Consider the following 11,489-nt stretch of genomic DNA (forward strand, 5'->3'; position numbering starts at 1 on the left):
TGAATCCAGTCAACGCCGATTCCGCCACGCGTGGGAGGCTCTCTCATGGCACCCCTGGGATCACGGCGGACGGGAATAGTTCGACGGGCCGCGCGTTGCACCCGACATGATTGAAACTTCAACCGTCGCTCCGGTCGCCACGGAGCGCACCCGCGTCCGCGTGCCGCTGCGCTTCGGCGACGGCTTCTCCACCACCGCCGACGTCGTCACCTTCGACGGCCTGATCGACGGCCGCGAGCACCTGCTGCTCGGCCTCGGCGACTGGCGCGCGGCACTCGAGCGCGCGGCCGACGGAGGCGCCGCACCCCTCGTGCGCCCGCACAGCGAGTGCCTGACCGGTGACGTCTTCGGCTCGGAGCGCTGCGACTGCGGCCCCCAGCTGCGCGAGGCCGTGGAGCGCATCGCCGACGAGGGCGGATTCCTGCTCTACCTGCGCCAGGAGGGTCGAGGAATCGGCCTGTACGCCAAGCTCGACGCCTACGCGCTGCAGGACGCCGGACTCGACACGTATGAGGCGAACGTCGCCCTGGGCCACGGCGAAGACGAGCGCGACTACACCGTCGCCGCGCAGATGCTGAACGCGGTCGGCGTCGACGGCATCCGCCTGCTGAGCAACAACCCCGACAAGGCCGTGCAGCTCGGGGCCCTCGGCATCCGCGTCACCGAGCGCGTGCCCACCGAGGTGCACCTGTCGGAGGCGAACTCCCGTTACCTGCAGGCCAAGCGCGACCACACCGCGCACACGCTCGACCTGTCGGCGGCGTGACACCGACGTGACACTCGAGGAGGGCACCATGACCGCGGCAGGACAGCATCCGCGTCGACTCGACGACGGAGAGATGGCGACATGGCTTCCCGTCATCCGGTTCGTCCAGCTGCTGCCGCAGGTGCTCGATCGCACCTTGAAGGAAGAGGTCGGGCTCAATCACGCCCGCTACGCCATCCTCGTCACGCTGGCCGGGCAGGGCGAAGGCACCGTCACGATGACGGAGCTCGCGCGCATCGCCGGCCTCAGCCGCTCACGCCTGAGCCACGCCCTCGACTCGCTCGAGGAGCGCGGCTGGGTGGAGCGCACCTCGTGCAGGTCCGACAAGCGCACGCTCTCGGCCACCCTGACCGCCGAAGGCCGCGAGATGCTGCGCACGGCCGCTCCGGTGCACGTCGAGCAGGTGCGGGAACTGGTGCTCGATCCACTCACGGCGGAGGAACGCGAGCAGCTCGAGGCGATCCTCGGCAAGCTCCTGCCCGGCGTGACCGCGGCGCTGTAGCCCGATCACCCGCGGCGAGGTGCGCGAGTTCCTCTCCTGAACAGGCAGCTGTTCTGCTCTGAGCAGAACAGCTCGAACCCGCCGGATGCCGCGGTTTATCGTGAGGCATGGCCGACCTGATCTCGTTCCCGCGCACCCCTCGCCCCGATCGCCCGAAGTCGGGCGGCCCCGAGCCGCTGTGGCGTCAGATGCTGGGCGACCAGCTGCGTCGCCGCCGACACGAGCGCGAGGAGACCCTCACCGAGACCGCGGAGAAGGCGGGCGTCTCGCCCCAGTACCTCTCCGAGGTCGAGCGGGGGCTGAAGGAGCCGTCGAGCGAGATGATCGCGGCCATCGCCGGCGCACTCGACACGAGCCTGATCGAGCTCACGAGCGCCGTGGCCGATGACCTGCGCTCGGCCGCGGTGCCGGCATCCGCTGCGGTGTCGGTGTCCGCTGCGGTGTCGGTGTCGCGCGGCTCCTTCGCCCTCGCCGCCTGACTCACAGCCCCCGCGGTCCGAGCACCGTGTCGATCAGTCCGTAGTCCAGGGCAGCGGATGCCGTGAACACCCGGTCGCGGTCGGTGTCGGCGCGGAGCTCCGCAACCGTGCGCCCGCTGTGCCTCGCGAGGATCTCCTCCATGTCGGACCGCACCCGCACCACCTCGTCGGCCGCGAGGATCAGATCGGGGATCGCACCGCGCGACTGGCCGGCCGGCTGATGCAGGACGATGCGGGCGTGCGCGAGCGCGGCGCGCTGGCCCTCCGCACCCGCCGCGACGAGCAGCGCAGCGGGACCGATCGCCTGTCCGACGCAGGTCGTCGCGATCGCCGGACGGATGTGCTGCATGGTGTCGTAGATCGCCAGGGCCGCTCCGGGGTCACCGCCCTCGCTGTTGATGTAGAACTGGATGCCGCTCTCCGGACTGTCCGCGTCGAGGTGCAGCAGCTGCGCGATGAGCGCGTTCGCCACACCCGCGTCGATGCCGGTACCGAGATAGATAACGCGCTCGGCGAGCAGGTGGGAGTAGACGTCCATGATGCGCTCGCCCCGCGGATGCTGCGCGATGACGTTGGGGATCGAGTACGTGCTCATGCGTTCACCCCCAGTCCGACGCGCGCGCGTTGTCGCGGCATCACCTCGGCGATCGAGGCCACGATCCCGTCGATGAAGCCGTAGTCCTGCGCCTGGGTCGCGGTGTACCAGCGGTCGTGCAGCGAGTCCTCGAAGATGCGCTCGAGCGGCTGGCCGGTGTCGGCCGAGATGAGGCCCAGCACCGTGTCGCGCATGTGCCGCAGGTCGTCGGCCTGCGTCTCGATCTCGCCCGCGGAGCCCCCGATGCCGGCCGAGCCCTGATGCATGAGGATGCGCGCGTGCGGCAGCGCCCGCCGCTTGCCCGGGGTGCCCGCGGAGAGCAGGAACTGCCCCGCGCTGCAGGCCAGCCCGAGGGCGAGGGTCGCCACGTCATTGGGGATGAGCCGCATGATGTCGCGGATCGCGAGCATCGACGGCACCGAGCCCCCGGGTGAGTGGATCCAGAGGGCGATGTCGGCGACGGGATCCTCGGCCGACAGGGCGAGCAGCTGCGTCATCAACAGCGTGCCGTTGTCGTCGTCGAGCGCACCGTCGAGCACGAGCACGCGCTCGTGGAACAGTGCGCGCCGGGCCTCAGGGCCGAACTGCGGGATGGAGGGGTTGTCTTCGCTCATGCCCCCAGCATCCGTCGCCGTTTCGCGCTACGGGACGGATTCTGCCGTGAGCGGCTCTGCCCTGAGCGGATGCCGGGTGGACGACCTTCAACACCTCGGCCTGCGAACTCCGCCTTCTCCGCCGACCTCGTCGCCCGCGCCCCTGAGCCGGTACCCCTGGCGGCGGATGGTGTCGATGACCGGAGGGCCGCCGAGCTTGCGACGCAGCGAGCAGATCGTGACCTTCACCACCTGGCTGAACGGGTCGGTGTGGATATCCCACGCCTTCTCGAGCAGCTCCTCCGAGCTGACGATCCCCCCGCCGGCGCCCATGATCGTCTCGAGCACCGCCCGTTCCTTCGACGTGAGTTCGATCGCACGCCCAGAACGCGTCACCTCCTGGGCGAACAGGTCGAATCGAAGCTCGCCGTATACGAGTGTCGGCGGGATCCTGATCGCCGGGCGCCTGCCGAGCGCCCTGACCCGTGCGAGCAGCTCCTCATGGTTGAAGGGTTTGGCGAGGTAGTCGTCCGCTCCGAGGACGAGGCCTTCGACCTTGGCCTGGGAACTGCCGCGCTGACTGATCATGAGGGTCCGCACCTCCGGCGCGCCGGTGATCAGAGTGGTGCACGATCTCTCGCCAGGCAGCGGCGGAAGAGCCCTCTCGAGGATCAGCACGTCGTACGTCGTGGAGGCCAGAAGGAGTTCGGCCGACCGGCTGTCGGACACCGTGTCCACAGCCATGCAGTTGCGGATGAGAGTGCTCTGCATCCGATTCGCCGTCTGCACGTTGGGCTCGGCTATGAGAACTCGCATCTGGCCTCCACTTCATGTCGCGCTCGACCGTCACCCGCACATGTCAGCGGCTAACATTTTAGATCTGCGACAGCTTAGTCGCAGGCGGGGGCCGTCGGCTCCGTTGTTCCGGTATCGAGGAAGCCATCGCTGATCCACTCGCCGGTCGGGAGCTGATCCCAGAGATCCGTCGACTGACCCCAGTACCCGACCAGTTCGTCACCGCGCGCCGTGCACGTGATCTGCACCGTCTCGCCGACCTCGACGGTGCCGACGACGGGCGCATCGAGTCGAGGAGCGCCGCGAAGGTTCACACTCGCGTTCGGGGCCCGGACAGTGCCCGACGACAGTGCGGGGTTCTCCCCCGCAGCCGGCGGGTTCTCGTCCGCAGCCGGCGGGTTCTCCCCTTCCGCAGGCGGGTTCCCCTCTTCCGCCGGCGGGTTCTCCCCTTCCGCGGATGGGTTCTCCTCACCGGCAGGCGGGTTCTCCCCCGTAGCAGGCGCGGTGCGACCATCGTTCAGAAGCTGTCCGCCGACATCGACCCGCTGACCGTCTCGTTCCGCCCAGCCCTGGTAGTTGTCCGCGCCGGCGTGGAACACCCATCCACCGAGCTCGACGCCCTCCAGCGAGACGGGCTCGTCGCCCTTCAACAGCGAGAAGTGCACGTGGGCACCGGTGGTGTGCCCGTCGCACGGCAGCTCGTTCCCGATGCGTCCGATCGGAGTTCCCGCCGTGATCGGCGAGCCGTCGGCCATCTGCGTGACATCGACCATGTGGTAGTACGTCGTGCTGTAGCCGTTGTCGTGGACGATCTTCACGAGAGCGCTGGTCGCGCTGACGCAGCTCTTGTAGACGATGCCGTCGCGCGGGGCGACCACGCTGCCCTCACCGCTGAAGTCGACCGAGTTGCGCGCACCATCACCGCTTCCGGTGTCCGTGTGGGGGCCACCCCCGAGATACCAGCTGTCCCCTGTGCGCCACGGGAGACTCAGCCCGGGGTCGACGGCGCCTTCGATGCCGCCTGCGGCGTGCTCCTGAGCCTTGGCGAGGGCATTGCCTTCGCTACGAGGGACGACGTCATCCGGCGCCTTCCGGGCGAGGGCGCCGAACGCCGCCGACCCTTCGAGCGCGACCTTCCAGTCGCCATCGACCTGCTGCGCGACGAACAGCGTCATGTGCGGATCCTCTTCTGCGAAAGTGGTGCCGGAGCCGAACGCCCAGGTGTCCCCCGCGGTGTAGCCGCGGGGCTCCACGATCGGTGCTTCCGCATCCGCACCGGGAGCGTCCGTGAGCGACTTCTGCACGGCGGACCGGAGATCTGGCCCCCGCGCCTCTTCCTGAGGGGATGCTGCTGCCGTGGGCGTCGCGAATGAGGCGGCGAGCGCGCCCACCGCGACGAGTCGCACGATTCCGTTGCCGAACATGTTCGAGCCTTCCTTTCATTCCCGGCGGATCACCCACCGGGATGGTCACCGTACGAAACCGAAGGTTTGCATGGAGTAAACGGCAGATCGACGCCCGTGCTCTCCAGGAAAACCAGCCGTAACATCGCGGACTCACGACGCACCTAGCCTCGGGACCATGGCGAAGCAGAAGACACCCGCGAACGAGAAGACACCGGCGTGGTCGGAAGACGGACTCAACTTCCGCACCCGCAAGTGGGTGCGCCCCGAAGATCTCAACGCGAACGGCTCGCTGTTCGGCGGGAGCCTGCTGAAGTGGATCGACGAGGAGGCGGCGATCTACGCGATCGTGCAGCTGGGCAACTACCGCGCGGTCACCAAGCACATCTCGGAGATCAACTTCGAGGCGTCGGCGGTGCAGGGCGACCTGATCGAGATCGGCCTGCAGGCCACGCATTTCGGCACGACGTCATTGACCATGCGCGCGGTCGCCCGCAACATGATCACGCGCAGGCGCATCCTCACGATCGAGAAGATCGTGTTCGTCAGCCTCGACGACGACGGGGTGCCGACGCCGCACGGCTACCGCGAGATCACCTACGACCGCGACCGGATGCCCACCGAGCGCATCGCGACCGGGACGATCCGGCTTCCCTCGTCCTGAGCGGCGACGGCCGCGAACGCCTGAGACAGATCGGCGATCAGATCGTCGACGTCTTCGAGGCCGATCGACAGACGCAGCACATCGGCGGCAGGACGTGCCTCGGGCGGCACCGGGCGGTGCGTGAGCGCGGCCGGATGCTGGATCAGCGAGTCGACCCCGCCGAGCGAGACCGCATGCGTGAACAGCGTCGTCGCCGTCGTGACGGCGGAGGCCGCGGCGAACCCGCCCCGCATCCGCATCGCGATCATCGCGCCCGTGCCGCGCATCTGCCGCTCGAGGATGCCGCGCGGGTCTCCGTCGAGCCCCGGATAGAAGACCTCGGCGACCTCGGGACGATCGATCAACCACTGCACCACCCGCCGCGCACTCTCCTGCTGGTGCCGCACCCGCACCGGCAGGGTGGTGAGACCGCGGTGCAGCAGGTACGCCCCGAGCGGATGCAGGAGCCCCCCGGTCACCGCCCGCACGCGGCGCAGCGCCTCCGCGGTCTCTTCGCTGCAGGCGACGACGCCGGCGATGACATCGCCGTGGCCGCCGAGGTATTTGGTCGCGCTGTGCAGTGACATCGCGGCGCCCAGGTCGATCGGGTTCTGCAGGATCGGGGTCGCGAACGTGTTGTCGACCACCACCGGCACGGAACCCGCCTGGCGCACCACGTCGGCGATGTCGGCGATGTCGAGCGTGGGGTTCGCGGGGGTCTCGACGACCACGAGCCCGGTGTCGGACCGCATGGACGCGGCCACCTCGTCGGGGTGGCAGTACGTCGTCTCGACGCCGAGCAGCCCGGAACCGAGCAGGTGGTCGGTTCCACCGTAGAGCGGACGCACCGCGACGACGTGGCGTGCGCCGGTCGCCCCCGTATGCGCGAGGATCACGGCCGTCATCGCCGCCATGCCCGAGGCGAAGGCCACCGCAGCCTCGGCATGCTCGAGCTCGGCGAGCGCCTCTTCGAAGCGGGCGACCGTCGGGTTCCACAGTCGCGCGTAGACCATGCTGCCGTCGGCGGGCGGGCGGCCTCCGGTGGCCATCGCCTCGTAGGAGTCGCCACCGCGCTCGATGTCGGGCAGCGGGTTCGTGGTCGACAGGTCGATCGGCAGCGCGTGGACCCCGAGACCCTCGAGATCGGAGCGCCCGCTGTGGACGGCGACGGTGTCGGGATGCAGCGGTGCAGTCATGCCTCTACGTTGCCGGAATCACAGAATCCGCGCAGGTGCTCGACAGAACATGCAGTCATTTCGGCGTTGAACGCTATTCTGTGCAGCATCCGGCATCCGAAAGGCGCGCACATTGGCGAAATCACAACTCGACGAGATCGACCTCGAGCTGCTGGCGATCCTCACCCGTGACGCCGAGACGACCAACAAGGCCCTCGCGCATCGGCTCGGCCTCGCCGAATCGACCTGCGCACACCGCGTGCGGGCGCTGCGTGAACGGGGCGTGATCCGCGACACCCGCATCCGCGTCGACGGCACAGCCCTCGGGTTCCCGCTGCAGGCGATCATCAAGGTGCGCCTCGCGAACCACACCGGCGCCAAGGTGACGGCGCTGTTCGACGCACTCGCGAGCGTCCCGCGGGTGCTGCAGGTCTTCCATGTGGCAGGAGTCGACGACTTCCTGTTGCACGTGGCGGTCGAAGACGCGACGGCCCTCCGCGACATCGTGCTGGAGCACATCACGGTGCACCCGGTCGTGCGCGGCACCGAGACCCAGCTCGTGTTCGAGCTGCGCGACGGTCCGGGCGTCCTGCCGCGGTGACCCCGGGATCCGGGTGACCTGCGCGAAGATGGAATGCACGTCCGCACCGGAGCAAGGGAGCACCATGAGCCGCAGCGCCACCGCCGCCACGCACACCATTCGCGAGATGCGCGACTTCCTCTTCGCGAACGCCACCGACTACGCCGCGGCCCGTGCGGGGTTCGCCTGGCCTGAGGTCGACGAGTTCAACTTCGCACTCGAGTGGTTCGACGTGATCGCCGGCGAGAACCCCGACCGGCCGGCCGTGCAGATCGTCGAGGCCGACCTGAGCCTGCGCACCTGGACCTACGGCGAGCTTTCGACGCGCTCCGATCAGGTCGCGGCCTGGCTCACCGGTCTCGGCATCCGCCGCGGCAACCACGTGATCGTGATGCTCAACAACACGATCGAGCTGTGGGAGGTGATGCTGGCGATCACGAAGATCGGCGCCGTGTCGATCCCGACCTCTACGCTGCTCTCCGCCTCCGATCTCGCGTACCGCGTCGAACACGGTCGTGCCGGCGCAGTCGTCACCCTCGGCCCGCTCGCCGATCGGCTCGCGGACATCGACCCCGGCATCCTCCGCATCGGCGTCGGCGACGGCATCCCCTCCGAGTGGGCACGCTTCACCGACTCGACCACCGGACCGACCGTCTTCGAGCCCGATGGCCCGACCCCCGCGACCGACACCGCCCTGCTCTACTTCACCTCGGGCACCACGAACCGGCCGAAGCTCGTGCAGCACACCCACGTCTCCTACCCGGTCGGGCACCTTTCGACCATGTGGTGGCTCGGCGTGCGCCCCGACGACGTGCACCTCAACATCTCGTCCCCCGGCTGGGCGAAGCACGCGTGGTCGAGCTTCTACTCCCCCTTCCTGGCCGAGGCGACCGTGTTCGTCTACAACTACGACCGCTTCGACGCGAACACCCTCATGCAGGTCATGGACACCCACCACGTGTCCACCTTCTGCGCGCCGCCGACCGTGTGGCGGATGCTGATCCAGGCCGACCTCGCGCGTCTCACCCACCCGCCGCGCGAACTCGTCGGAGCGGGCGAGCCGTTGAACCCCGAGGTCATCGACCGCGTGCGCGAGGCCTGGGGCGGCACGATCCGCGACGGGTTCGGACAGACCGAGATGACGGCCTGCATCGGCAACTCCCCCGGCCAGCCCGTCAAGGTCGGGTCGATGGGACGCCCGCTGCCCGGCTACCCCGTCGTACTGCTCGATCCGGTCACCGGAGAGATCGTCGAGGGCGAGGGCGAGATCGCGCTCGATCTGTCGCAGCCGCCGCTCGGACTCATGGCCGGGTACTACGAAGACCAGGCGAAGACGGCCGAGTCCCGGGCGGGCGGCTTCCACCACACCGGCGACATCGCGGTGCGCGACGACGACGGCTACCTCACGTACATAGGTCGCTCGGACGACGTGTTCAAGGCCTCCGACTACAAGATCTCCCCGTTCGAACTCGAGTCGGTGCTGCTCGAGCACGACCTGGTGATCGAGGCGGCCGTGATCCCGAGCCCCGACCCCACGCGTCTGGCCGTGCCGAAGGCGTACGTCTGCCTGACCCCGGATGCCACCGACGGCGCGGAAGACGCGGCTCGCGCGATCTTCGCCTACGCGCACGACCGCCTGTCGTCGCACCTGTGGGTGCGGATCATCGAGTTCGTCCCCGAGCTGCCGAAGACGATCTCCGGCAAGATCCGCCGCGTCGAGCTGCGTGCGCGGGAGGCGGCGCGGGTCGAGTCCGGCGACGAGACCGGACAGCACCGCGACCGCGATTACCGCTGAGCACTCAGGACACGACGGGGATCGACGCCGTCGCGGCGGACTTCGTCGCGAGCGTCGGCTTCGACACCGTGGCGGGCTTGACCGTAGACGCGGCGCGCGGCAGTGCATCAGCCGCCGCCTCGTCGGTCCGCCCGGCTCCGGCCGCATTCACGATGGCCCGCACGACTCCGCCGATGACGAGCATCGCCACAAGCGAGGAGCACGCCAGTATCAGCGGCAACCACTGCTGTGCGAACGACGCGGTGAAACTCATCAGCGCGCCCACGATCCACACGCCCACCGCGCCCCCGGTCAGACCACCGGAACCGCGGATGACCGCGACCGCAGCGACGATCGCACAGGCACCGGCGATGGCCGCACCCACGTAGCCGATCGGCACCATCACCTCGGCCAAATCGTTGGCCACTCTCATTGTCGTCATGACGACCCCCCGGTCCAGCGGAAACTCCGCTACCTCGACACTAGAAGTGTGTCGCGGAAAGGCCATCCGTCTCAAGTCCCATCCGCATCATCCTGCAGACGGAGATCTCGCGGCGCCGATTCGGACGGGACGAGAGTTCAGCGGCGGCTCGGCCACCGCAGACGACGGGGGCGGACGACGCGCAACGGCTGGGTGACGACGGCATCCACGACCATCGAGCCGTCGGTCGGTCCGACGATCGCGATCGCCGAGGTCTCGGTGGCCTCGGCCGGTGCGACCGGAAGCCGTCCGAGCTCGCGGTGTGCCCGCACGTAGGCCGGGACCAGCAGCACGATCGCGCCCACCCAGGCGAGCGGGTTGCTCAGCGCGACGCCGTCGAACCCGATCCACGCACCCAGCACGATGGCCGCGCCCACACGCATCACCAGCTCGATCACCCCGGTCACGGTGGGCACGAGTGTGTGGCCGAGTCCCTGCAGCGCGCCGCGCAGCACGAACAGCATGCCCAGCGCCCAGTAGCCGCAGCCGTTGATGATGAGCATCCGGTGAGCCATGTCGACGACGTCGTCCGACCCCGCACCGATGAACAGCCGCACCATCGGGGCGCCGAACGCGATCAGCAGGCCACCGAGCACCACACCGGCGGCGACCGCCATCCAGGTCGCCTCGGCGACTCCGCGACGGATGCGGTCGGGGCGGCGGCCACCGTGGTTCTGCGCGGCGTACATCGAGACCGCGAGGCCCAGCGACGACAGCAGCGCGACCGCGAGGCTGTCGACCCGGGAACCGGTCGTGTAAGCGGCGACGGCGTCGGCCCCGAGAGTGTTCAGCGCGACCTGCACCGTGAGTGTGCCGATCGCGATGATCGACGCCTGGAAGCCCATGGGCAGGCCGAGGCGCAGGTGCTCGGCGATGTCGTCCCCGGTGATCCGCCAGTCGGCACGACGCAGGTGCAGCATCGGCAGGCGCCGGCGGACGAACTCGAGGCAGAGCGCCACCGAGACGGCCTGTGCGACCACGGTCGCGAGAGCGGCACCGCCCACGCCCCATTCGAGAGGACCGACCATCAGCACGACGAGCCCGACGTTCAGCGCGCACGAGACGGTGAGGAACACCAGCGGCGTCTTGGAGTCGCCGATCGCGCGGATGATCGCGGAGAGGTAGTTGAAGAACATCGTCGCGCTGGCACCGAGGAAGCTGATCTGCGTGAAGATCGTGGCTTCGGCCATCAGCTCCGGAGGTGTCTGCAGCAGGGTGAGGATCGGGCCGGCGAGGAGGGGGGCTGCGACCGTCAGGATCACGCTCGTGATGGCACTGAGGAACACACCCGTGGCCACCGAACGGCGCACGGCCGCATCGTCGCGCGCACCGAAGGCCTGCGCGATGGGGATCGCGAATCCACTCGTCAGACCCCAGGCGAAACCGAGCAGGAGGAACAGCAGGCTGCCGGTGGCGCCCACCGCCGCGAGGGAGGTGACGCCGAGGTGCCGTCCGACGACGATCGCATCGGCGAACTGGTACAGCTGCTGCACCACGTTGCCGAGGAGCAGCGGGATGGAGAAGGCGAGGATGACGCGCCACGGGCGGCCCGTGGTGAGGGAGGTGGCCATGAAGGGGCGGCTCGCAGAACTGGGGGACGGATCGGGGCTCGAACAAGCCTATCGAATCGATTCGGCGCAGCGGTATCCCCGATCTCGATTCTGTCGGTCGGGGAGGCGAAAGGTACCGTCGGACCCAAACCG

The 11,489-nt window shown here is 69.0% G+C and carries 13 protein-coding genes; 6 read left to right on the top strand and 7 right to left on the bottom strand.

Going from position 1 to position 11,489, the window contains the following annotated elements; genetic code table 11:
* Window positions 1-106: 106 nt before the first annotated feature.
* The 3 genes from ribA (at window position 107) to OC372_RS11145 (ending at window position 1,747) form a co-directional block, all read left to right on the top strand.
* Window positions 107-766 (top strand): GTP cyclohydrolase II, encoded by a 660-nt coding sequence (gene ribA, locus OC372_RS11135; protein ID WP_262002058.1) that lies wholly within the window; start codon window positions 107-109, stop codon window positions 764-766.
* A 28-nt stretch (window positions 767-794) separates the two neighbouring features.
* Window positions 795-1,268 carry a MarR family winged helix-turn-helix transcriptional regulator gene (locus OC372_RS11140; protein ID WP_262002060.1) on the top strand — a complete coding sequence of 158 codons (474 nt, stop codon included), beginning with the start codon at window positions 795-797 and terminating at the stop codon, window positions 1,266-1,268.
* Between the two features lie 107 nt (window positions 1,269-1,375).
* The gene (locus OC372_RS11145; RefSeq protein WP_262002062.1) at window positions 1,376-1,747 is read left to right on the top strand and encodes a helix-turn-helix domain-containing protein; all 372 of its coding nucleotides are present in this window, start codon (window positions 1,376-1,378) and stop codon (window positions 1,745-1,747) included.
* Between the two features lies 1 nt (window position 1,748).
* Here the strand turns inward: OC372_RS11145 and OC372_RS11150 are convergent, their stop codons facing one another.
* The 4 genes from OC372_RS11150 to OC372_RS11165 form a co-directional block, all read right to left on the bottom strand.
* On the bottom strand, window positions 1,749-2,342 hold the full coding sequence (locus tag OC372_RS11150; RefSeq protein WP_262002064.1) for a ClpP family protease: 594 nt from the start codon (window positions 2,340-2,342) through the stop codon (window positions 1,749-1,751).
* Window positions 2,339-2,956: a ClpP family protease gene (locus OC372_RS11155; protein WP_262002067.1), complete on the bottom strand. Its 618-nt coding sequence runs from the start codon at window positions 2,954-2,956 to the stop codon at window positions 2,339-2,341. Before OC372_RS11155 ends, OC372_RS11150 begins: the two co-directional genes overlap by 4 nt.
* 87 nt (window positions 2,957-3,043) lie before the next feature.
* On the bottom strand, window positions 3,044-3,751 hold the full coding sequence (locus OC372_RS11160) for a response regulator transcription factor (RefSeq protein WP_262002069.1): 708 nt from the start codon (window positions 3,749-3,751) through the stop codon (window positions 3,044-3,046).
* Window positions 3,752-3,825: 74 nt separating this feature from the next.
* Complete coding sequence (locus tag OC372_RS11165) at window positions 3,826-5,154, bottom strand: peptidoglycan DD-metalloendopeptidase family protein (protein WP_262002070.1); 1,329 nt, start codon at window positions 5,152-5,154, stop codon at window positions 3,826-3,828.
* 157 nt (window positions 5,155-5,311) lie between these two features.
* On the opposite strand from OC372_RS11165, the gene OC372_RS11170 reads away from it, so the two are divergent.
* Window positions 5,312-5,797, top strand: coding sequence for an acyl-CoA thioesterase (locus OC372_RS11170; protein ID WP_262002071.1), 486 nt, complete (start codon window positions 5,312-5,314; stop codon window positions 5,795-5,797).
* Here OC372_RS11170 and OC372_RS11175 read toward each other — a convergent pair.
* Window positions 5,731-6,972, bottom strand: a complete 1,242-nt coding sequence (locus OC372_RS11175; RefSeq protein WP_081859926.1) for a trans-sulfuration enzyme family protein — start codon at window positions 6,970-6,972, stop codon at window positions 5,731-5,733. The genes OC372_RS11170 and OC372_RS11175 overlap by 67 nt on opposite strands.
* Before the next feature lie 112 nt (window positions 6,973-7,084).
* On the opposite strand from OC372_RS11175, the gene OC372_RS11180 reads away from it, so the two are divergent.
* Both OC372_RS11180 and OC372_RS11185 read left to right on the top strand, forming a co-directional pair.
* Window positions 7,085-7,552: an Lrp/AsnC family transcriptional regulator gene (locus OC372_RS11180; protein ID WP_262002072.1), complete on the top strand. Its 468-nt coding sequence runs from the start codon at window positions 7,085-7,087 to the stop codon at window positions 7,550-7,552.
* Window positions 7,553-7,616: 64 nt separating this feature from the next.
* Entirely contained in the window at window positions 7,617-9,326 is a 1,710-nt protein-coding gene (locus OC372_RS11185) for an AMP-binding protein (protein WP_262002073.1), read from the top strand.
* Between the two features lie 4 nt (window positions 9,327-9,330).
* On the opposite strand, the gene OC372_RS11190 is transcribed toward OC372_RS11185, so the two are convergent.
* Entirely contained in the window at window positions 9,331-9,747 is a 417-nt protein-coding gene (locus tag OC372_RS11190; protein WP_262002074.1) for a hypothetical protein, read from the bottom strand.
* Window positions 9,748-9,884: 137 nt separating this feature from the next.
* Window positions 9,885-11,357 carry an MATE family efflux transporter gene (locus OC372_RS11195; RefSeq protein ID WP_262002075.1) on the bottom strand — a complete coding sequence of 491 codons (1,473 nt, stop codon included), beginning with the start codon at window positions 11,355-11,357 and terminating at the stop codon, window positions 9,885-9,887.
* Between the last annotated feature and the right edge of the window lie 132 nt (window positions 11,358-11,489).

This window comes from Microbacterium sp. Mcb102 (assembly GCF_024519805.1).
GTDB lineage: Bacteria > Actinomycetota > Actinomycetes > Actinomycetales > Microbacteriaceae > Microbacterium.

Excerpts from the sequence above, each read along its gene's own strand:
- ribA (WP_262002058.1), top strand. The coding sequence starts at position 107 with ATGATTGAAACTTCAACCGTCGCTCCGGTCGCCACGGAGCGCACCCGC.
- OC372_RS11140 (WP_262002060.1), top strand. The coding sequence starts at position 795 with ATGACCGCGGCAGGACAGCATCCGCGTCGACTCGACGACGGAGAGATG.
- OC372_RS11145 (WP_262002062.1), top strand. The coding sequence starts at position 1,376 with ATGGCCGACCTGATCTCGTTCCCGCGCACCCCTCGCCCCGATCGCCCG.
- OC372_RS11150 (WP_262002064.1), bottom strand. The coding sequence starts at position 2,342 with ATGAGCACGTACTCGATCCCCAACGTCATCGCGCAGCATCCGCGGGGC.
- OC372_RS11155 (WP_262002067.1), bottom strand. The coding sequence starts at position 2,956 with ATGAGCGAAGACAACCCCTCCATCCCGCAGTTCGGCCCTGAGGCCCGG.
- OC372_RS11160 (WP_262002069.1), bottom strand. The coding sequence starts at position 3,751 with ATGCGAGTTCTCATAGCCGAGCCCAACGTGCAGACGGCGAATCGGATG.
- OC372_RS11165 (WP_262002070.1), bottom strand. The coding sequence starts at position 5,154 with ATGTTCGGCAACGGAATCGTGCGACTCGTCGCGGTGGGCGCGCTCGCC.
- OC372_RS11170 (WP_262002071.1), top strand. The coding sequence starts at position 5,312 with ATGGCGAAGCAGAAGACACCCGCGAACGAGAAGACACCGGCGTGGTCG.
- OC372_RS11175 (WP_081859926.1), bottom strand. The coding sequence starts at position 6,972 with ATGACTGCACCGCTGCATCCCGACACCGTCGCCGTCCACAGCGGGCGC.
- OC372_RS11185 (WP_262002073.1), top strand. The coding sequence starts at position 7,617 with ATGAGCCGCAGCGCCACCGCCGCCACGCACACCATTCGCGAGATGCGC.
- OC372_RS11190 (WP_262002074.1), bottom strand. The coding sequence starts at position 9,747 with ATGACGACAATGAGAGTGGCCAACGATTTGGCCGAGGTGATGGTGCCG.
- OC372_RS11195 (WP_262002075.1), bottom strand. The coding sequence starts at position 11,357 with ATGGCCACCTCCCTCACCACGGGCCGCCCGTGGCGCGTCATCCTCGCC.